This is a genomic window from Dyadobacter sp. CY343, from assembly GCF_021390335.1.
In the GTDB taxonomy this organism is placed as follows: domain Bacteria; phylum Bacteroidota; class Bacteroidia; order Cytophagales; family Spirosomataceae; genus Dyadobacter.
Genome location: NZ_JAJUXK010000004.1, coordinates 310,429 through 331,711 on the forward strand (window position 1 = coordinate 310,429; position 21,283 = coordinate 331,711).

Here is a 21,283-nt window from a genome sequence, read left to right on the forward strand (position 1 = left end):
TTAACGCTTTTTATGAACAATAAATTTAGAACGCTGCTTCTGATCATTGCTTGCTGGATCTCTCAAAACAGCTTTGCGCAATACCATATTAAAGATCCCGGCGCGATATCGCTGAATGGGAACTGGATGTTTGTGCTTGACCCTGCCGAGCTCGGAATGTCGAATCAATGGTATAAAGAAGGCGTAGCCAAACCTTCCCGACAGGATATTGTAACTGTGCCGCATTGCTTCTCGGCGGATCCGCGCTATGAATTTTATACCGGAACAGCCTGGTACCGTAAGTTCTTTCCCTGGAAACCAGCCTCGGGCAAACGGGTGATTTTGCATTTTGACGCGGCTTATTATAAGACAAATGTCTGGCTCAATGGACAGCAAGTCGGCGAGCATGAAGGTGGATATACGCCATTTAGCTTTGATGTAACTTCTTTGCTGAAAGAAGGTAATAACGAGCTGGTGGTTGCGGTCAACAACAATACCTGGAAAACGAATACCATTCCGGGGGTAAAAGATAATGGCGATGTGAATGATGCTTTTGTCGGCTGGGTGAATTACGGCGGACTGATCCGGCCGGTGTACCTGACCATCGAGCCTGAGGTTTATGCTGAAAATATCAAGATTGAAACAACGCCGGATCTTGCCAAAAACAGTGCGAGCATCACTGCAAAAATTCGCGTGAAGAATGCATCTCCAAATGCGGCAACTCCCAAAATCGATTTCAATGTATTTCAGGATAAAAAACCTGTCACACTGAAATGGAAAACAAAACCGACCAGCATTCCGGCTGGCCAAACTGCCCTCATTGAAGCCGAAGCCAGCATTCCCGCCGCGCAAGTAAAACTCTGGGACCTTGACCAGCCAAACCTGTACGAACTAAAAGCAACAGCCGGTTCCGATTCGATCAGCTCGCATTTTGGAATACGAAAGATAGAAATCCGCGACGCGCAGATACTGCTTAATGGGAAACCGTTGAAAGTGGGCGGTGGCAATCGGGTGTTGGATTATCCGGGATTGGGTTCAATGGAGCCAGATTGGCTGGTGGAGAAAGATTTCCGTCTGATGAAAGAAGCCGGTATGGAATTCCAGCGGCTCACGCATTACACGCCCGCTGAATACTATTACGATCTGGCCGATAAATACGGTATGCTGATCATCACCGAAGTGGGTAACTGGCAGCTTACCGGCAAGCAAATGGACAATGATTCTATGCGCGCCAATTTCAAATCCCAGTTCCGTGAAATGGCCGAGCGTGACTGGAACCACCCGAGTGTGATCGCGTACAGTGTTGGTAATGAATACCTTTCCGACAAGCCCGGCGGCCAGCGATGGACAAAAGACATGATCGCATTTGCCAGGGAGGTCGACCCTACCCGGCTCTATACTTTTGCCAGCATGCAGATCAATACACGGCCCGCAAAGCCGGAGGATGAAGCCAGCCAGTATGTGGATTTTGTGTCGGCTAACATTTATGGCGGGCACGCCAAAACTCTCGATCACATTCACAAATTATATCCCGATAAACCCGTCTTTATCAGCGAATGGGGCACGCGCTCGGACGGAAATGGCGGCGAGGCTTACCAGGCGCAGCACATCAGGGACGTAATTGCCGAAGTACGCAAAAGACCTTTTGTGGCTGCTACTTCATGGTGGACTTACAATGATTACCGCAGCAAATTGTTTGGTACCAATGTAAACGGTTTTCGTCCCTGGGGAATAGTCGGTCCCGATCGTTCTCCCCGCCGCGCCTATAAGGTGCATCAGGACGAACTTTCGCCCCTGACGGTTGAAAAAGTAAGCTATAAGTCCGGCGAGCAAGGATATAACACATTGACAATTAAGGTAACAGCCCGCGCAGATTTCCCGGCTCGCAGGATAGCCGGCTACTACATTCAAACTTCAAACACAAAAGTCAGTATCCCTGAGCTAAACCCCGGCGAAAGCAAGGAAGTGGCTATTCCGGTTCTGGGCTTTGAAGGAAAAACACATATCTCGATCTATAAACCAACGGGTTTCCTGGCAATGGAGGCTGAGTTCGCATTGGAATAAGCACCTCGCTTTGAACCAGTGACATAAAAATCTAACAAAATGACACAAGAAGAAGCTTCTGCGAAAAGAACACCCAAAACCATTGAATCTGCGGCTGATTTGGTGATTGTAGGAGGAGGATTGACGGGTACCTGCGCGGCCATTACTGCGGCGCGGGCAGGAATAAAAGTGACATTGATCCAGGACCGGCCGGTGCTCGGCGGAAACTGTTCGAGCGAAGTGCGGCTGTGGATCCTGGGCGCTACCTCTCACATGGGAAACAACAACCGCTGGGCGCGGGAAGGTGGCGTAATTGACGAGATTATGCTTGAAAATATCTACCGGAACCCCGATGGTAACCCGCTTATTTTCGATACTGTTTTGCTCGAAAAAGTGATTCAGGAGTCCAATATCACGCTGCTGCTCAACACTGCGGTTTTTGATTTGGACAAAAAAACAGGTAATGGAAGTGAAAGTGACGAGATAGAGGTAGTGCATGCATTTTGCAGTCAGAATAGCACAAAATACCAAGTCTCCGCGCCATTGTTTTGTGACGCTTCGGGTGATGGAATTGTGGGCTTTCTGGCAGGCGCTGCATTCAGAATGGGCGCGGAATCAGCGGAGGAGTTTGGTGAAAAATTTGCGCCGGATAAAGCCTACGGCGAGCTGCTGGGGCATTCCATGTATTTTTATTCCAAAGATGCGGGCCGCCCGGTGAAGTTCATCCCTCCCTCCTATGCATTGCAGGATATCACCGAGATTCCACGTTACAAGACTTTCAATCCCAAAGACTTTGGCTGTCGGCTCTGGTGGCTGGAATTTGGCGGTCGGTTGGATACCGTTCACGATACCGAAAAGATCAAATGGGAACTTTGGAAGGTAGTATATGGTGCCTGGAACTACATTAAGAATTCGGGTGAATTTCCTGAATCGGAGAATATGACTTTGGAATGGGTAGGTACCATTCCCGGTAAGCGCGAAAGTCGTCGGTTTGAGGGGGATTATATGCTGACACAGCAGGATGTGGTTGAGCAAAAAACGTTTGAAGATACAACTGCATTCGGCGGTTGGAGCCTGGATTTACACCCTGCCGACGGTGTTTATAGCGACCAATCGGGTTGTAATCAATGGCACAGCAAAGGCGTTTACAGCATTCCTTACCGTTGCTATTACAGTCGGAATATCAGTAACCTGTTTATTGCAGGCCGTATTATCAGTGCCACGCACGTTGCATTTGCGTCGACAAGGGTTATGGCAACGAGTGCAGTGGGCGGCCAGGCGGTTGGAATTGCGGCGGCTCTTGCGAAAAAATACAATTGCAGTCCCCGCGAAGTCGGAACGCAGCATTTGGAAGAATACCAACTGGAACTCTGGCGCTCAGGTCAGTATTTACCACAAACCCACATTGCAGATCCTGCTGACCTGGTTCAAAAAGCCAGAATTTCCGCGTCTTCCAGCCTGCATTTGTCCGAGCTTCCGGGCTCCGATATTTGGAATGTAATTGAACATTCAGTCGCGCAAATGCTGCCTGTTACTGCCTCAATACCTGCAATTACGATCCACATCGAAGCTTTGGAAGATACAGTGCTGGAAGTGGAACTGCGGAGAAGCAGTGAAGTTTTCAATCACACGCCGGATATTACGCTGGAAACGAAATCAATTCCACTGTCGGCCGGGAAGCATGAAGTATCGCTGGACTGGTCGGCGGGTGTGGCGGAGGCTTGCTATGTTTTTATTTGTCTGATGAAAAATGAGCTGCTGAAAGTGCAGTATTCTGACAAACGAGTGACAGGGATATTGACAGTTTTCAATGCTACAAATCCGGCTGTGTCCAACTATGGCAAGCAGGAACCAACGGCGGACCTGGGCGTTGACACTTTCGAATTCTGGTGCCCGCAGCGCAGACCGGCGGGGCAAAATGTTGCATTTCGTTTGAGTGAACCGATCACTTTATTTGAACCAAAAAACCTTAAAAACGCACTCCACAGACCAATTTCCGCTCCAAATGCGTGGGTAGCGGATTTTACGGATGAAAATCCTTCCATAAAAATTGAGTGGAACGAAAAAGTAACTGTTTCTAAAATCGAGCTGGTATTCGATACGGATTCAGATCACCCGATGGAAAACGTCATTTACGTGCACCCTGAAACGGTAATGCCCTTTTGTGTAAGTGACCTGGAAATTGCTGATGGAAATGGGGCTGTTATTGGAAAGATCTCAGAAAACCATCAGACGAAGCAGACGATTTTCCTCGATAATCCGGTCAGTACCAAATCAATTCAAATAAAAATACTAAGTAAAAACGTGCACGTTCCTGCCGCGCTTTTTGAAATTCGCTGCTATTGATTCGTAAAAATTCCAACATTCTGTTTTAGTTACTTTTCTGGTTTTGTAAAAATTCTTGGGAACATCTGCATGTTTAATATGTGCAGGTAAGGTTCCTTTGAATTTTAACAATTTGACTTTACCTTTGTCATCCTGAATTACTCTACCAGAATAGTATACTTAATAGACTTTGAAGGAAGCGGCGGATTTCACACCCTCATCGGAAACAGACTCAGCAAATGACTGGGAATCTCTGGACGTAGCGTACATTGCCAGTGGAGATCCGGCCGAAGACAGGCGATTGGCTGCATTGGCCAGGGAAAGAGGCCAGGTCGTTTATCTGCGCGATTTACCCGCTGAATCAGATGTGCGATTCAGCAAAATACCTGCTGGTCCTGTTGAGACCTGGGACAAACCTCATTCCAAGAATAATACAAAAACGCCCCTTACCTGGGAAACGCTCCAGCAGAAAGTTTGGGCTGCTACCATCCGGAAAAGAACGCGGACGGAAGTGGCGGTAAATATCTTTTCCGCGATCGCATTGATGATCGTCGGTCACCTGCTATTTACGTTTTTCACCTACGACCGGCTTACGGTGCTTTGGGATGAGCTGGAACTGAATGAAAACTTCTTCTATTACGTCCTGGGCGGCTTTGTGGCGCAGATGATCGACGGTGCATTGGGTATGGCTTACGGGGTTACCGCGGCCACTTTTCTGCTGACTTTGGGCGTGCCGCCATCTGCGGTGAGCGCGAGTGTCCATAGTTCTGAGATATTCACCAGCGGGGTTTCGGGTTATATGCACCTTAAATTCGGGAATGTTAACAGCAAGCTTTTCAAAAAGATCCTTTTCCCAGGTGTGCTGGGCGCTATCACCGGTGCTTATTTGCTCTCTACCCTCGAACAATATATTTACATAATCAAACCTCTGGTAGCAGTTTACACGCTGATACTGGGAATTCTTATCATACAGAAAGCGTTAAAAAAGCGGGTTGAGAAAAAGCCTATCAGGAAGATCGGCTGGCTTGCGATGGCAGGTGGCACGCTGGATTCGATAGGCGGCGGAGGCTGGGGACCAATCGTTACTTCCACGCTGATCGCCCGGGGACGTCACCCGAAATATACCATCGGCTCGGTAAACCTGGCCGAATTTTTCGTTTCGCTGGCAAGTTCTATTACATTCATCAGCATCATCGGATTTTCACACTGGCAGGTCGTTTTAGGATTGATTTTGGGTGGAATGGTCGCCGCCCCCATCGCAGCAAACCTATCCCGCCGGTTACCGATTAAAACAATGATGATCATGGTCGGGACGATTGTTGTGATCGTGAGTATACGGATTATTTATATGGTTTTGGCGGATTTGTAGGGTATTTGCTGTTAGCTATTAGTATTTAGCTTCACTAGTGCCGGAAATCTATTTGAGCGAATTGAATTAATTGAAATAACAACAGTAAATAAGCCAAAAGCTAATAGCCAATAGCTAATAGCCAATAGCCAATAGCTTAACATGAAAAAACAAACAAAAGCGATACGTACTCAAACCGGTAAAACGAAGTACCGGGAGCATTCGACACCACTATTTCTGACCAGCAGCTTCACATTTGAAAGTGCTGAGCAGGGCAAGGCGCTTTTTGAAGAAACCGAACCTGGGAATATTTACAGCCGGTTTTCTAACCCGACCGTGCAAGAGTTTGTGGACAAAGTCTGCATGCTGGAGGACTGTGAGGATGGCGTTGCTACTGCGACGGGGATGGCAGCGGTGTTTGCAAGTATGGCGGCTTTGTTGAAAACAGGAGATCATATCCTCGCTTGCCGCGCTTTGTTTGGCTCTGCACACCAGGTGATCACTCAGATTTTGAGCAAATGGGGTATTACACATACTTACCTCGATGCGGATGCTTCCGAGGCGGACTGGGAAGCGGCTGTTCAGCCAAATACCCGCATGATCTACCTCGAAACGCCTTCTAACCCAGGACTTGACCTGGTTGATCTGGCGATGATAGGTCGTATTTGCAAGAAACACAATATTATTTTCAACGTCGATAACTGCTTTGCCTCACCTGCATTGCAAACTCCTGCCGACTTTGGTGCCGACCTTGTTTTGCATTCGGCTACCAAATTTATGGACGGCCAGGGCCGCGTTTTGGGTGGTGTTGTTGTGGGTAAAAAAGAATACATCAAAGAGTTACGGTTCTTTTGTCGCCAAACGGGACCTTCGATGTCTCCGTTTAATGCCTGGGTTTTGAGCAAAAGTCTTGAAACTTTGAATCTAAGAATGGAAAAGCATTCATCGAATGCATTGCAACTGGCGCAGGCTTTGGAAAAACATCCTGACGTAAAGCAGGTTAAGTACCCTTTCCTGGAATCACATCCTCAGCACGAACTGGCCAAACAACAAATGAAGGCCGGCGGCGCGGTAGTTACGATCGAGCTGGAAGGCGGTTTTGAAAGAGTAGCGGCCTTTATGGATGCATTGGAAATTGCGTCGCTCTCGTCGAACCTGGGTGATACTAGAACGATTGTAACGAATCCAAATACCACAACCCACGCAAAATTGAAGCCGGAAGAGAAGAAAGCGCTTGGAATTACGCCAGGTCTGATCCGAATTTCAGTTGGTTTGGAAGACATTGAAGACTTGATCGAAGATTTCACCCAGGCAGTCGAGGTGTCGGTGAAAAGTGATATATTGGAGTAGGAATTAAATTCTAAATGCAATGAAAACGGTAACCATTGACTTACCCGACTCTCTGGACACAGAAGAATTCGAAATTAAAATGCTCTTGGCAGGTCAACTTTATGAGCGAGGTAAAATTAGCCTAGGTCAAGCTGCTCAACTTGTTGGAATAAGTAAACGATCTTTCATAGAGATCATGGGAAGATTTGGATTTTCCATGTTCAGCGATTCGATCGAAGATTTATATAAGGACATTGCCAATGCATAGTTCAGTAAGTAATCTCTGATTCCAGTTGTGTTATTTTATTTACTAAGATTGCCGAACTGGATATATTGAGAGCCGTCTACGATCACATCTATGTTACACGAGAGATAGCTGCGGAGGTTGGGAGTGCTCTGCCTGAGTGGGTAGAAATCAAAGATGTTCACAACAAAGCGTTGCAAACATCTTTTGAAGAGACCTTGGACATTGGAGAGGCTTCTGCGCTAGCATTAGCATTTGAAATTCCGGACTGCACCGTAATTCTAGACGATATGAAGGCGAGGAAGTCTGCGGAGAAGCTGAATATCCGGGTAACCGGTAGTATTGGAGTAATCCTAAATGCAAAAAAAAAGGCAAAATACCATCTGTAAAAGCTGTGTTCGAAAAAATACGCAAGACCAACTTTCGGATCAGCGACCGAATAATTAATGAGGCAATCAAAGCTGCCGACGAATCACCATGAACGAAGCAATAATGTCATCTTTAAACGCGGCCATTGAAGGGAAGAACGAAATAGAGTCGCTGGCGATACTGGCGGATCTGTTTCCCGGGCAGGTTGTGTTTTCAACCAGTCTGGGATATGAGGATCAGGTTATTACTGATTTGATTTTAAAGAATAACCTGGACATTACCATCTTCACACTCGACACCGGCAGGCTTTTCAGCGAAACTTATATGACGCTGCAAAAGACTAATAACCGTTACGACACGAAGATCAAAGTATACTACCCACAAACCCAGGCAGCTGAGGAACTGGTGAGCACAAAGGGACCTTTGAGCTTTTACGATTCTGTGGAAAACAGAAAAGAATGCTGCTTTATCCGCAAAGTGGAACCTCTGAACCGCGCATTGAAAGGCGCAAAGATCTGGGTAACTGGCATCAGGGCGGAGCAGTCGGGAAACCGTCAGGGAATGGAGCGGCTTGAAGCTGATGAAGCGCATAACCTTGTTAAGTTCCACCCAATTCTGGACTGGTCTTTTGAGGAAGTAAAACATTACGTTAAATCAAACGGGATCCCTTATAATCCACTGCATGACAGGGGATTTGTGAGCATTGGCTGCGCGCCTTGTACCCGGGCGATCCAGGAAGGTGAAGATTTCCGCGCCGGTCGCTGGTGGTGGGAAGACGAGTCGAAGAAAGAATGCGGACTGCATGCGAAGTAGGTACAAGCTGTTAGCTATTAGCTGTTAGCTATTAGCTTTTGGCTTTTGTTTGTTGCTTCCAATAATAAAAAAGGCTAACGGCTAAAAGCTAACCGCTAATAGCTCAAGGCATCAATCTCGAAAAGAAAAATAACAACCATGTCATTACCAATCAATGAAGCTTCTGTAAGTGCTGCAAAGAAAGCTCCGGATTATCTGGATCAGCTTGAAGCGGAGGCTATTTACATTATGCGTGAGGTAGCGGGACAGTTTGAACGTCCTGCCTTACTATTTTCCGGTGGAAAAGATTCGATCACCCTCGTTCGTCTTGCTCAAAAAGCATTTGCCCCAGGTAAAATCCCCTTCCCGCTGGTACATGTAGATACCGGACACAATTTCATCGAAGCGATCAATTACCGTGACGAGCTTGCTGAAAAGATTGGTGCAAAGCTGGTGGTAAGATATGTGGAGGATACGATCAAAGCGAAGGGATTGAAAGAGCAAACCGGCAAGAATGCAAGCCGCAATTGGCTGCAAACTTTTACCCTGCTCGACACTATTGAAGAATTTGAATTTGATGCCTGCATTGGCGGGGCCCGCCGGGATGAAGAAAAAGCGCGTGCGAAAGAGCGTATCTTCTCCTTCCGCGATGAATTTGGTCAGTGGGACCCGAAACGTCAGCGGCCGGAACTCTGGAATTTATTTAACGGACGGATCCAAAAAGGTGAAAACGTGCGCGTGTTCCCGATCTCCAACTGGACGGAACTGGATGTATGGGCTTACCTGAAAAGAGAAGGGATTACATTGCCTTCTATCTATTTCGCCCACGAAAGAGAGTTGATCCTGCGTGACGGAAAATTATTGAACAATACCCCGGTGATTGAAAGCGACCCGGAAGATCAGATCGTAACGCGCCAGGTTCGTTTCCGGACCGTGGGCGATATGACCTGCACCGCAGCCGTCGAGTCCAGCGCAGCTACTCTGGATGAAGTAATTGCCGAAATCTCAATTTCGAGGATCAGCGAACGCGGCGAAACCCGCATCGACGACCAGCAGACGGAAGCTGCGATGGAGGATCGGAAAAAGGGAGGGTATTTCTGATCGAACGTGGTGCAGCCCTTCGGCTACGCTCAGGGTGACAATAACGGTCATTCAGTCATTCAATCAATCAATAATTCAACATTAAACAGGTGGATTTACTAAGATTTATAACAGCAGGATCGGTTGACGATGGGAAGAGTACCTTGATCGGTCGCCTGCTTTACGATACAAAAAATATATTGGCAGATCAGATGGAAGCCATCGAACGTGCCAGCAAAAGCCGCAATACGGGAGAAATTGACCTTGCTTTGTTAACCGACGGTTTGCGTTCGGAGCGTGAGCAGGGTATTACGATCGATGTAGCTTATAAATATTTCCAGACACCAAACCGTAAGTTCATCAGTATCGATGCGCCGGGGCATATTCAGTATACCAGAAATATGGTTACGGGTGCTTCTAATGCAGATCTGGCCATTATTTTGGTAGATGCGCGCCACGGAGTAGTAGAGCAGACCCGCAGACATTCCCTGATCGCTTCGATGCTGGGTATTCCCCACGTGATCGTTGCGATTAACAAAATGGATCTGGTTGGTAACTCGGAAGATGCATTTTTAGAAATAGCAAAATCCTATCAGGAACTTGCCAATAAGCTGAATATCAAAGACCTGACAATCATTCCGGTCAGCGCATTAAATGGTGATAATATCGTGGACAGATCGGCGAATATGAGCTGGTATACCGGCGAGACGCTGCTTTCTGTTCTTGAAAATGTGAATGTATTGAAAGACCAGAACCAGGAAGACGGAAGGTTTGCGGTACAATACGTAATCCGCCCTCAGACTGACGAGCTGCACGATTACCGCGGCTATGCAGGACGGGTTCAAAGCGGTACTTTCAAAAAAGGAGATCTGATTAAAGTATTGCCTTCCGAGCAGGAATCTAAAATCGCTAAAATAGAATTCGGCGGAAACGAAATAGAAGAAGCCTCTGTTTTAGAATCTGTAACGATCTTGTTGGAAGACGATATTGATATCAGCCGCGGAGATAATATTGTTTCTCTGAATAATTCCCCGATCGTAAGCCAGGACATCGAAGCGCTGGTTTGCTGGATGGACGATAGAAAAACGCTGAAACCAGGAGACAAATACGTGTTGCAGCACGGCACCGCCAGATCCCGCTGTTCAGTCCGGGACATTGAATACCAGATCGATATCAATTCTTACGAGAAAATGGACGAGGTGGAAAGCCTGAAATTGAACGATGTTGCCAGAATCATTTTAAGAACTGCCCAGCCAATCGCATACGATCCCTATCAGAAAAACCGCGCAAACGGCGCAGCGATCCTGATTGACGAGACTTCGAATGTCACCGTTGGTGCATGCATGATTGAATAAATACAGAATATCACCATGAGCGAAATAATCATTTCTGACAAAGTATCCGCCGTTGCAAAGCGTGATATCGTTGATTTAAACCAAAAAATCAATGCATTTAATACAGGCGCTACGCCGGAGGAAGTTTTCCGGAAGTTCCGTCTGACGCGGGGCGTTTACGGTCAGCGCCAGCCGGGGGTTCAAATGATCCGTATCAAATTACCTTACGGACGCATTACCGCCGATCAGCTTGTTCGGATCGCGGATACTTCGGACAAATTTGCAACCGGAAACCTGCATGCGACCACGCGCCAGGATATACAGCTGCACTTTGTAAAGCTCTCGGATTCACCGCAATTATGGGCTGACCTGGAAGATGCTGGAATTACGCTGAAAGAAGCGTGCGGAAACACGATACGCAACGTGACTGCTTCGTCGATCGCAGGAATTGATCCCGACGAACCTTTCGATGTGACACCGATCACGCATTCGATATTTACCTATTTCCTACGCAATCCGATCAATCAGGATATGGGACGGAAATTCAAGATCGCTGTCTCTTCATCTGAAAAAGATACTGCGCTCGCATTTATTCATGATGTGGGTCTGATCGCCAAAATGGGCGTGAATGCAGCCGGGGAAACTGTTAAAGGATTTAAAGTATTGATTGGTGGTGGATTAGGCGCGCAGCCTTTTTCAGCACAAACAGCATTTGAATTTCTTGAAGAAAAAGACGTAATACCATTCATAGAAGCATTGTTGCGCGTTTTTGACCGTTACGGAGAACGTGTTCGTCGCCACAAAGCTCGTATGAAGTTTCTTCTGAATGACCTGGGCCTGGAAGATATGCTGGCCAAAGTGGAGGAAGAGCGTACAGCGGTTAAAAACAAGGTTTTTGAAATTCCAGAAGATCTATTTGGCACGAAGGAGGTTGAATCTTTCATTTATGCAGATCGCCCTTCTCTGAGCGAATCTGATATTTTGAGAATAGCCGCTGAAAGCATTGACGCTGACAAGCTGGACATTTTCACAAAATGGCTGAGGACCAACACATTTGAACAAAAACAAAAAGGCTGGTACGCAGTACAGTTGCGGGTTTTGCTTGGAGATATGAATTCAAATATCGCGCGGAGCCTGGCGGATGTAGTGCGTCAATATGCAGCAGACGATATTCGGGTGACTGTAAACCAGGGCTATTTGCTTCGGTTCGTAAAAGGCGAAGATTTGGTTGCTATTTACCACGAACTTGCCAAGTTAGGACTGGCTGCTCCGGGTTTTGACAGCACGATGGATATTACCACCTGCCCGGGAACGGATACGTGTAACCTTGCGATTTCCAGCAGCTACGGAATTACCCGCGTGCTGGAAGATGTAATGCGTGACGAGTATCCTGAAATGATTTATAATCAAGATATTAAGATCAAGATCAGCGGCTGTATGAATGGCTGCGGACAGCATAATGCGTGTAACATCGGCTTCCACGGAAGCTCTGTGAAAAACGGCAAACTGGTTCTTCCTGCATTACAGGTTTTACTTGGCGGCGGCTTTACAGGAGACGGCGTCGGGCTGATCGGAGATAAAGTGATCAAAGTTCCGACCAAGCGCGGACCGGAAGCATTGCGTATGCTTTTCGATGATTATGAGAAGAATGCGTACGATGGAGAGTATTACAATCAATACTACCAGCGTCAGACTAAGAACTATTTCTTCCAGCTACTGAAACCGCTTGCAGATCTTTCAACCGTGAGCGACGACGATTACCGCGACTGGGACCACGACGAACTTTTTAAAACTGAGATCGGTGTCGGTGAATGCGCGAGTGTAATGGTCGATCTGGTTGCTACCACAATTACAGAAGGTCAGGAAAAATTAAATCTGGCTAAGGAAAACTTTGAATCGGGCGTTTGGGCGGATGCTATTTATCACGCTTACAACGTATTTATCACCGGCGCAAAAGGTTTACTGATGACGAAAGACGTGAATACCAACACACAATATGGTATTATCAACGATTTCGAAACGCATTTTGGTCAGGATTTTGAATATGAAACGCCTGCGGAATTTGCGCTTGCTGAAAAAGCTGCTACTCCATTTAAGTCACTGGTATTCAGCATTAATAAATTTGAACCAACCGAGCAATTCGCAACCTACTTCATCAGTACTGCGGATAAATTCCTGAATTTTGTTCGCGACACCCGAGAGACGCAACTAGCGGAAACCGGAGAGCCGGCATTGCAGGAATTGTCTTTCGGAAAAGATAGCTAAGGATTAGGTGTTAGCGATTAGCTGTTAGCTGTTAGTTTTTTTGCTAAGGGTTAGTGGCTAACAGCTAAAAGCCAACAGCAAAACAATATGAAACTTACATTAATCGGTGCTGGGCCGGGTGATCCTGATTTGATCACTTTAAAGGGAGTCAAGGCTTTGCAAAAAGCCCGCGTCGTTTTGTACGATTCCCTCGCCCACCCTTCGTTACTGGATCATTGTCCTGAGGATTGTGTCAAAATACTCGTCGGAAAACGCTTTGGTAAAACAAGCTGCGGACAGGATGAAATCAATGACCTGATCGTCGAAAAAGCAAAGCAATATGGTGAAGTCGTGCGTTTGAAAGGCGGCGACTCATTTATATTTGGACGTGGGTACGAAGAAGTAATTTTTGCAGCGGGTTATGGTATTGAATCCGAAATTATCCCCGGTATTTCCAGCAGCTACGCAGTTCCTGCATTAGCTGGTATCCCACTCACATCCAGAGGGATAAGTGAAAGTTTTTGGGTAATTACGGGTACTACCAAAGCCCACGAGCTATCCAAAGACCTGCATCTGGCGGCGCAATCTTCTGCCACCGTTGTGGTTTTAATGGGCTTGCACAAGCTCAATGAAATTGTCGAAATGTATTCCGGGCTGAATAAAATGGATGAACCAATTGCGATCATTCAAAATGGAACACTGGAAAATCAGAAGGTTGTAACAGGGCGGATCAGCAATATTTTGCCGCTTTCCAAAGTAAGCGAAATCGGTTCGCCGGCTATTATGATCATCGGAAAAGTAGCCGCTTTACCAGACCTGTCGTTTGAAAAAGTAAATGAAATGATGCAGCAGGGAAGTTCAGTTGCGGGACTCTGATATTAAAGCAATCTGAGGAACCAGTTGATATCCAGCACCCTGCCCTTCTGGTGAAATTCCAGAAAATAGATAATACCTGCCAGGATCAGATAGCTGAAAAACAACCACTTCTTTTTAATTTCGTACTGATCGTGATGGTGCACGTAATCGTATACCATTGAGGCTGTAAAACCGAAAATCATTAAAGCAAAGGAAAGCAGGCCGCAATCCTGCCGGTAATGCATGTACGTCCGCAATGCGGGGGCGCCGAGCACCAGGTACATCAGCCACATGCCAAAACCGATCCGGTACAGGTAAACACTCAGACGGCGATCATTCTTAATGTCAAATAACCCTTCCAGCATGTCCATGCAATTGTTTGAAAGAGTGAATCTAACAAAATTAGTAGACAAATGCCAACGTTTACTTACTGATAGTATAACCCTGGTATTGTGAAATCTGTTTTAAAGAAACGCACCGTCTCTAAACTACTTTTTGCCCTTTTGAACCGAATTTCCAGGCTTTCCTGGAAAAATGCGTTTCGCCTTTCCGACTTTCTTTGCTGGTCCATATTCCATGTGGGCGGATACAGAAAAAAAGTAATTTTCGAAAATCTCAGAAATAGCTTCCCTGAAAAAACGGAGGAAGAGCTCGAATGCATTGCTAAAAATTTCTACCGGCATTTTACTGACCTTATCGTCGAAACGATCAAGTTCCGCACTGCAACGCCGCAGTGTGTTTGCGAGCGGATACAGGGGGATATCAGTATCATGGATCATTTTTATCAAAACAAGACCAACATTATTTACCTTATGGGGCACCGGGGAAACTGGGAATTGGCCAACCTTTTCTCATCCCTTACCTTCACCCACGAATGCATAGTAGTGTACCGCCCGCTGCAAAATCCGGAATCGGACCAGTGGCTTCGCGACTTGCGTACAAGATTCGGCGCGAAGTTAGTTTCAATGGAAAATATATTTAAAGAACTGCAAAAGCCGCGCGACAAACCTTATGTAGTGGTATTGGCCAATGATCAGTCGCCTAACCCGAAAACCGCATTCTGGACGCAGTTTCTAAATCAGGATACCGGCGTTTTCAGGGGAGTAGAAACGATTGCGAGACGCTATAACCTGACCGTATTGTATGCGGATTTCAGTAAAGTGGCCGACAAGCGCGGCTACTATCAGGTTAATATCTGTAAGATCACCGACAAGCCAAGAGAAGTTCCGAATAATTCCATCCTGGAAACGCAGCTCAGGATTTTGCAGCGCGATATTGAGAACCAGCCGCATAACTGGCTGTGGAGCCACAGGCGCTGGAAACACAAGCGGCCGGAAATGCTGAAACCGGAGCAGGTATTGCATTAACATGAGCCCGACGCAGTTTCAGGCTTTTAAAACAGCGTCGAAACTACTTCTTTTGCATAACTGCAACATCAACCCATAAATGTGAGTAAACCGGTAAAATTTCTGATCCTCCGTTTTTCATCCATTGGCGACATCATATTGACAACGCCGGTGATCAGGTGCCTGAAACAGCAGCATCCGCAAGCTGAGATCCACTATTTTACCAAAAGTAAATTCGAATTCCTGCTGCTGGACAACCCTTATGTCGACAAGATCTGGCTACTTGAAAAAAATACGAAACAAGTACTCGAACAGCTGAAAAAAGAGCAGTTTGATTACGTAATAGACCTTCACACCAATATCCGCACATTAAGGGTCAAATTCGCATTGCGCGTTCCTTCATTTAGTTTCGACAAGCTGAATGTGCTGAAATGGCTGATCACGCAGTTCAAAATCGATTACCTGCCCGATATTCATATTGTAGACAGGTACATGGAAACGCTTGCTACTTTCGGAATCACGAACGATGGGCAGGGGCTGGACTATTTCATACCTTATAAGGATAATGTAGAACCCGAGTGGCTCCCGCCAACACACCGCGCCGCGTTTGTCGCGTATGCGATCGGAGGTCAGCATAATACCAAAAAATTACCCGTCGAAAGAATGATCGAGCTTTGCCGGAAAATCAATTATCCGGTTGTGCTCCTGGGCGGGAAAGAGGATTTTGACAATGGAGAAATCATCCGGAATGCGATTGGTGACGGGCTGATCGTGAATACGTGCGGAAAATATAATTTCAACCAGTCCGCATCGCTGGTAAAGAAGGCGCTCATTGTGTTTTCGCATGACACCGGACTAATGCACGTAGCGGCCGCCTTTAAGAAAAAAGTATATTCGATCTGGGGAAATACGATTCCGGGTTTTGGCATGTATCCCTACAAAACCGCATTCGAAGTACTGGAAAGGCCCGACCTCGGTTGCAGGCCCTGCTCCAAGATTGGCTACAAAGCGTGCCCTCGGAAGCATTTCAAATGTATGAACGAGATTTCCTTCTCTTTCCCGATCAAAGAACTACCTGCCTCGAATTAGTGTTACATTTCCTGATCATTCAAAGGCAAATCCACAAATCAGATTCATGACAAAAAAAGTAAACGTAGGTTTGGTACAAATGAGCTGTACCGCTGATGTTGTGGCCAATTTCCAAAAAGCTACAATCAAAATCCGCGAGGCTGCGCAAAAAGGCGCGAATATTATCTGCCTTCAGGAGCTTTTCAAATCCTTGTATTTTTGTGATGTGGAAGACCACGGCAATTTCGCCCTGGCTGAGCCTATTCCCGGCCCCTCGACCGATCAGTTGAGTACTTTGGCAAAGGAATTGGGTGTGGTAATCATTGCTTCGCTTTTTGAAAAACGGGCGCACGGACTTTACCATAATACTACCGCCGTACTCGACGCCGACGGAGCCTACCTTGGCAAATACCGCAAAATGCATATTCCCGACGATCCGGGCTATTACGAGAAATTCTACTTCACGCCCGGCGACGCACCCACCGGCGATGCGCAGAGTGACGTTGCTGATCGCGACGGCTACCGCATTTTTGACACGAAATTTGCGAAAATCGGCGTGCTGATCTGCTGGGATCAATGGTACCCGGAAGCGGCTCGCATAACCAGTTTAATGGGCGCTGAAATCCTTTTTTACCCTACGGCGATTGGCTGGGATACGAATGAAACCGATCCTGCTACGAATGAAGAACAATATGGCGCGTGGCAAACCATCCAGCGCGGACACGCTGTCGCGAACGGTGTATATGTGGTCTCTGTTAACCGCGTGGGTCGCGAGGCCGACCAGCAGTTCTGGGGCGGCTCATTTATCGCAAACCCGCACGGCAAATTGTTGTACCTCGCCCCACACGAGGGTGAAGTGACGCACGTGCAGGAACTTGATCTCGAAAAGCTGGATCACTATCGCACCACCTGGCCGTTTTTGCGTGACCGACGGATCGATTCTTACCGGCCGATATTGAAGAGATATATCGACTCTTGAAAGGCATATAAATATAACTATTCCTATTAGACCAAAAGTGAGCTTCCAACCGGGGCTCACTTTTTTGTTTTTCTATGCTCCGAGTCTGCATTTTAGCGCATTCAGAACATTAGTAACCACGCGTCACACTGAAAAACTACACGTTAGTAGCATAAACGTCTATTTTATAGGGATTTACAAATCGAATTATGCATTTTTAATCTAGTAAATCAGTCGACAATATTAAAAAATGGTTAAGTAAAATTTTTTATCAGATTATTACAATACGATTTTATAAAGTTTTTAAATGACCAATTTTTATTGCAAAAAAGTCGATATAATTAATTTATTCTCTTGCATCTTTTCACATTGTCAGTATATTTGAGAAGTCATTAAACGAATGACTGAACTTCTAAACCGAAGATATATTCCAGCCGCACATGAATATATCTGACTGTTGAGAGAGGAACATACTAAGACCTGAGGGGATTATTTACGATCCATTCAGCAGGTTCCGCCTCGAAACAATATAATTATTTTAATAATGGTTTCCCGATTACCGTGGACAGGCAAACTGTCGCGTCAGGCTCTGCCTTTTCTCGAGTTTTTCATGTCTGTCCTCGATTAAAGAGGGTATTGCTTTCCGGAAAAGCAGTGTTGCAAGCTTATGGCTGTGTTGTTCTGTCCACGCGAAAGTGTGTGCGGCGCACGGCAACGTGGACACCACACAGCCATAACTTTTTCTCCGTGGATTTACACCTAACAACATTTTAACTCTACTTCCTCATGCGTAAAGTTCTACTCTTATTATTATGGGTATGCCTTTGCTCTCCGGTTGCGTTCGCCCAGGTAAGGCAGCTCACCGGAAAGATATTGGCGGCCGAAGATGGTCTCGGACTTGCTGGTGCATCGGTCATTCTGAAAGGAACAAATGTTGGTACGAATGCAGACGCAGACGGAAATTTCACCTTTTCGGTTCCGGGCGACGGAACACTTGTCGTTTCCTATGTAGGTTTTCTGATCAAAGAACTGCCGATCGGAAACCAGACCCAATTTGACATTAAATTGGAAGCAGATACGAGACAACTTTCCGAGGTGGTCGTGACTGCATTTGGTATTGAGCGGGAGAAAAAAGCGCTCGGCTATACAGTACAGGAGGTAAAAGGAAGCGCATTGACAGAATCGCGTTCTACGAATGTGGCGAATGCACTTTCCGGTAAAATTGCGGGAGTTAGGATACAGTCGAACGGCGGCCCGGGCAGCAGCTCGACGATCCAGATCCGCGGCTCTTCTTCCGTTTCAGGAAACAACCAGCCACTGATCGTTATCGACGGTGTACCGATGGAGCAAACTGCCAGCAAAACTTTCGGAGGCGGTATTTCAGAAGTTAACCCTGACAATATCAAAGAAATGTCGGTATTGAAAGGACCCAATGCAGCGGCGCTTTACGGCTCACGTGCTGCTAACGGGGTTATTTTGATCACTACTAAAAATGGCCAGGGCACAAAAGGACTTGGCGTAGATGTTAACTCAAACATCACTTTCGAGCGCCCCTGGATCAAACCAGATTTTCAGAACACTTACGGCGGAGGAAATGGCTACCGCACCTGGTACAATGACGGGTGGAGCGGCAGCATCACAGATCCGAACGAGATTGCACAATACAGGTCGGTTTACGACTCAAGATATCCTCTGGCTGGCTCAGAAGGTACCGATGAAAGCTGGGGAGCACCTATGGACGGACGCATGGTGAGACAGTGGTGGACTGGTGACGATGTTGCACCACTGACTCCTCAGCCTAATAACTGGGAAGAATACTGGCAAACAGGCCGCACGATCACGAATAGTGTGGCATTGAACGGCGGAAACGACAAAGGCTATTTCCGTTTAGGATTGAGCCGCGTGGATCAGAAAGGTATCATGTACTATAATGATTTTCACCGCAATAATTTCCGGATCAACTCGGGCTACAATCTGACCAAAAACCTGAACATTACGCTTTCGGGTGAATATATCAAGTCTGGCTCGGACAACCGCAGCTACTCCGGCGGACAGGAATTTATCTGGTCCCACCGCCACGTTTCCTGGGATCAGCTTCGCGATTATGAAAGCTATATCGGCGTTCACAATCAGCGAGGCGCGGATACAGATCCTCCTCACTGGCAGCACACGTTTTTCACGAACCCCTATTACACGCAGAAAAATCTGCCGTCGGGAAATGAAAAGGATCGTTTAATGGGGAATATCGCATTGAACTACAAAATCCTTCCTTCCCTGAGCCTGCTGGTACGTACCGGAACTGACTTCTGGAGTGACACGCGTATCAACGTTTCCAATTTCCTCCGCGTCCGCAATGGTGTTCGTACACCGGGCCGCTTTTCAGAAGAAGTTCTGCGCAGCCAGGAAACGAACTCTGATTTCATGCTGACTTACAACAAAGATATCACGTCTGATTTCGGCATGAATGTTCAGTTTGGAGGTATTCAGCGTAAAAATTATTACAAAAGAAACTACTTCTATGTAGGCGAAATGGTGGTTGACGGGCTGTACAATGCAGGAAACTCGGTACCAAGCCAAAACACGATCGAAAGTGAGATCAGGGAATCTGAAACGCAAAGCTTGTTTGGAACAGCCAATTTCTCATGGAAAGATGCATTGTTCCTGGATCTGACAGCGCGTAACGACTGGTCGAGCACATTGCCTTCAAACGCACGTTCCTACTTCTACCCTTCCGCTTCGCTGAGCGCAGTTGTTACCGACTTGTTTGATATCAACAGCAGTATCTTCTCTTTCGGTAAAGTACGCGCCAGTTACGCACAGGTTGGTAACGATGCAACGCCTTATCAATTGGCACAAACATTCCTTGCAAAAGGCTCCTGGAACGGTGCAGTGCCCAAGTTCGGCGAGAACATCCAAATCGCGAACAGCAACCTGAAACCTGAGATCACAACCGGTTTGGAAATCGGCGCTGACCTTCGTTTCATGAAAGGCAAGATCGGACTGGACGTGACTTACTACGATCAGACTACCAAAGACCAGATCCTGGGTGTTGAAATTTCGAAAGCGAGCGGCTACAATACGCGTATCCTGAATGCAGGTAAGATCACTAATAAGGGTATCGAGGTTTCGATCTCGGGAACGCCGGTGAAACTGCCGGGCGGATTTAGCTGGGATGTTTCTTTGAACTGGTCTCGCAACCGCAACAAAGTGGTAGAGCTGGCGGAAGGACTTACTACCTATACTTTGGCAACACAAAGAGGAATGTCGTCGGAAGCACGTGTAGGACAGCCTTACGGTACATTTTACGGGGTTGGTTTTCAAAAATACAACGGACAAGTTGTGTACGGAGCGAATGGACTTCCTATCACTGCTGCCGGACAAAAACTGGGCAATATCCAGCCTGACTGGATCGGCGGGATGATGAATACACTGCACTACAAGGGCATTTCGCTGAGTGCATTGGTGGACGTTCGTGTGGGAGGAGATATTTACGATGAAGGTACAGGTACTGCGCGCTGGACAGGTCAATATGCTGAGACCGCGCTGGGCCGCGAAGAAGGTGTGATCGGTCAGGGTGTGCGCGAATTGACTGGTGCTGACGGTTCGAAATCTTATGTACCAAACGATATTATCGTCACTGCAAATCAGCTTTACGGATACAGCAACCCTCGAAACTACCACGAATCGGCAATTTTCGATGCTACTTATGTGAAGCTTCGGGAGCTTTCGCTGGGCTACACTTTCAGTCCTTTCATCTTGAAAAAGATCAAAATACAGTCTGCCAAAATCTCGGTAGTGGGACGCAATGTTTGGATGATATTCAAAAACACGCCGCACATCGATCCTGAGATCGACGCCAAAGGTGGTAACGAGCAGGGATTTGGCTACGGTGAGCTTCCGAGTTCACGCAGCGTAGGAGCCAATATCTCATTGTCATTCTGATCCAGTCAACCCAGTTACGGACTTTAA

At 46.8% G+C, this 21,283-nt stretch carries 17 protein-coding genes; 16 read left to right on the top strand and 1 reads right to left on the bottom strand.

Features of this window, described 5'->3' with window-relative positions:
* The first annotated feature begins 12 nt into the window (after window positions 1-12).
* From LZG94_RS13170 to cobA, 12 genes are all read left to right on the top strand, one after another.
* On the top strand, window positions 13-2,043 hold the full coding sequence (locus LZG94_RS13170) for a glycoside hydrolase family 2 protein (RefSeq protein ID WP_233792336.1): 2,031 nt from the start codon (window positions 13-15) through the stop codon (window positions 2,041-2,043).
* 39 nt (window positions 2,044-2,082) lie between these two features.
* The gene (locus LZG94_RS13175; protein ID WP_233792337.1) at window positions 2,083-4,368 is read left to right on the top strand and encodes an FAD-dependent oxidoreductase; all 2,286 of its coding nucleotides are present in this window, start codon (window positions 2,083-2,085) and stop codon (window positions 4,366-4,368) included.
* Window positions 4,369-4,537: 169 nt separating this feature from the next.
* Window positions 4,538-5,716, top strand: a complete 1,179-nt coding sequence (locus tag LZG94_RS13180) for a TSUP family transporter (protein ID WP_233792338.1) — start codon at window positions 4,538-4,540, stop codon at window positions 5,714-5,716.
* Between the two features lie 141 nt (window positions 5,717-5,857).
* Complete coding sequence (locus LZG94_RS13185; RefSeq protein WP_233792339.1) at window positions 5,858-7,045, top strand: PLP-dependent aspartate aminotransferase family protein; 1,188 nt, start codon at window positions 5,858-5,860, stop codon at window positions 7,043-7,045.
* A gap of 19 nt (window positions 7,046-7,064) precedes the next feature.
* Window positions 7,065-7,292: a UPF0175 family protein gene (locus LZG94_RS13190; protein WP_233792340.1), complete on the top strand. Its 228-nt coding sequence runs from the start codon at window positions 7,065-7,067 to the stop codon at window positions 7,290-7,292.
* Window positions 7,293-7,357: 65 nt separating this feature from the next.
* Window positions 7,358-7,657: a hypothetical protein gene (locus LZG94_RS13195; RefSeq protein ID WP_233792341.1), complete on the top strand. Its 300-nt coding sequence runs from the start codon at window positions 7,358-7,360 to the stop codon at window positions 7,655-7,657.
* 5 nt (window positions 7,658-7,662) lie between these two features.
* Complete coding sequence (locus LZG94_RS13200) at window positions 7,663-7,749, top strand: hypothetical protein (RefSeq protein WP_233793118.1); 87 nt, start codon at window positions 7,663-7,665, stop codon at window positions 7,747-7,749.
* Window positions 7,746-8,450, top strand: a complete 705-nt coding sequence (locus LZG94_RS13205; RefSeq protein ID WP_233792342.1) for a phosphoadenylyl-sulfate reductase — start codon at window positions 7,746-7,748, stop codon at window positions 8,448-8,450. The genes LZG94_RS13200 and LZG94_RS13205 overlap by 4 nt, the downstream gene beginning before the upstream one ends.
* Before the next feature lie 138 nt (window positions 8,451-8,588).
* Complete coding sequence (gene cysD, locus LZG94_RS13210; RefSeq protein ID WP_233792343.1) at window positions 8,589-9,530, top strand: sulfate adenylyltransferase subunit CysD; 942 nt, start codon at window positions 8,589-8,591, stop codon at window positions 9,528-9,530.
* An 89-nt stretch (window positions 9,531-9,619) separates the two neighbouring features.
* Window positions 9,620-10,864 carry a sulfate adenylyltransferase subunit 1 gene (locus LZG94_RS13215; RefSeq protein WP_233792344.1) on the top strand — a complete coding sequence of 415 codons (1,245 nt, stop codon included), beginning with the start codon at window positions 9,620-9,622 and terminating at the stop codon, window positions 10,862-10,864.
* A 15-nt stretch (window positions 10,865-10,879) separates the two neighbouring features.
* On the top strand, window positions 10,880-13,108 hold the full coding sequence (locus tag LZG94_RS13220) for a HEPN domain-containing protein (protein WP_233792345.1): 2,229 nt from the start codon (window positions 10,880-10,882) through the stop codon (window positions 13,106-13,108).
* An 87-nt stretch (window positions 13,109-13,195) separates the two neighbouring features.
* Entirely contained in the window at window positions 13,196-13,963 is a 768-nt protein-coding gene (gene cobA, locus LZG94_RS13225; RefSeq protein ID WP_233792346.1) for a uroporphyrinogen-III C-methyltransferase, read from the top strand.
* Window positions 13,964-13,965: 2 nt separating this feature from the next.
* Here the strand turns inward: cobA and LZG94_RS13230 are convergent, their stop codons facing one another.
* Window positions 13,966-14,307 (bottom strand): hypothetical protein, encoded by a 342-nt coding sequence (locus LZG94_RS13230; RefSeq protein WP_215232657.1) that lies wholly within the window; start codon window positions 14,305-14,307, stop codon window positions 13,966-13,968.
* Between the two features lie 87 nt (window positions 14,308-14,394).
* On the opposite strand from LZG94_RS13230, the gene LZG94_RS13235 reads away from it, so the two are divergent.
* The 4 genes from LZG94_RS13235 (at window position 14,395) to LZG94_RS13250 (ending at window position 21,256) form a co-directional block, all read left to right on the top strand.
* The gene (locus LZG94_RS13235; RefSeq protein ID WP_310589869.1) at window positions 14,395-15,309 is read left to right on the top strand and encodes a lysophospholipid acyltransferase family protein; all 915 of its coding nucleotides are present in this window, start codon (window positions 14,395-14,397) and stop codon (window positions 15,307-15,309) included.
* Between the two features lie 81 nt (window positions 15,310-15,390).
* Window positions 15,391-16,377, top strand: a complete 987-nt coding sequence (locus tag LZG94_RS13240) for a glycosyltransferase family 9 protein (protein ID WP_233792348.1) — start codon at window positions 15,391-15,393, stop codon at window positions 16,375-16,377.
* Window positions 16,378-16,423: 46 nt separating this feature from the next.
* Window positions 16,424-17,335, top strand: coding sequence for a carbon-nitrogen hydrolase (locus LZG94_RS13245; RefSeq protein ID WP_233792349.1), 912 nt, complete (start codon window positions 16,424-16,426; stop codon window positions 17,333-17,335).
* 765 nt (window positions 17,336-18,100) lie between these two features.
* Complete coding sequence (locus LZG94_RS13250; RefSeq protein WP_233792350.1) at window positions 18,101-21,256, top strand: SusC/RagA family TonB-linked outer membrane protein; 3,156 nt, start codon at window positions 18,101-18,103, stop codon at window positions 21,254-21,256.
* Window positions 21,257-21,283: the final 27 nt, after the last annotated feature.

Excerpts from the sequence above, each read along its gene's own strand:
- LZG94_RS13170 (WP_233792336.1), top strand. The coding sequence starts at position 13 with ATGAACAATAAATTTAGAACGCTGCTTCTGATCATTGCTTGCTGGATC.
- LZG94_RS13175 (WP_233792337.1), top strand. The coding sequence starts at position 2,083 with ATGACACAAGAAGAAGCTTCTGCGAAAAGAACACCCAAAACCATTGAA.
- LZG94_RS13185 (WP_233792339.1), top strand. The coding sequence starts at position 5,858 with ATGAAAAAACAAACAAAAGCGATACGTACTCAAACCGGTAAAACGAAG.
- LZG94_RS13190 (WP_233792340.1), top strand. The coding sequence starts at position 7,065 with ATGAAAACGGTAACCATTGACTTACCCGACTCTCTGGACACAGAAGAA.
- LZG94_RS13205 (WP_233792342.1), top strand. The coding sequence starts at position 7,746 with ATGAACGAAGCAATAATGTCATCTTTAAACGCGGCCATTGAAGGGAAG.
- cysD (WP_233792343.1), top strand. The coding sequence starts at position 8,589 with ATGTCATTACCAATCAATGAAGCTTCTGTAAGTGCTGCAAAGAAAGCT.
- LZG94_RS13220 (WP_233792345.1), top strand. The coding sequence starts at position 10,880 with ATGAGCGAAATAATCATTTCTGACAAAGTATCCGCCGTTGCAAAGCGT.
- cobA (WP_233792346.1), top strand. The coding sequence starts at position 13,196 with ATGAAACTTACATTAATCGGTGCTGGGCCGGGTGATCCTGATTTGATC.
- LZG94_RS13230 (WP_215232657.1), bottom strand. The coding sequence starts at position 14,307 with ATGCTGGAAGGGTTATTTGACATTAAGAATGATCGCCGTCTGAGTGTT.
- LZG94_RS13245 (WP_233792349.1), top strand. The coding sequence starts at position 16,424 with ATGACAAAAAAAGTAAACGTAGGTTTGGTACAAATGAGCTGTACCGCT.
- LZG94_RS13250 (WP_233792350.1), top strand. The coding sequence starts at position 18,101 with ATGCGTAAAGTTCTACTCTTATTATTATGGGTATGCCTTTGCTCTCCG.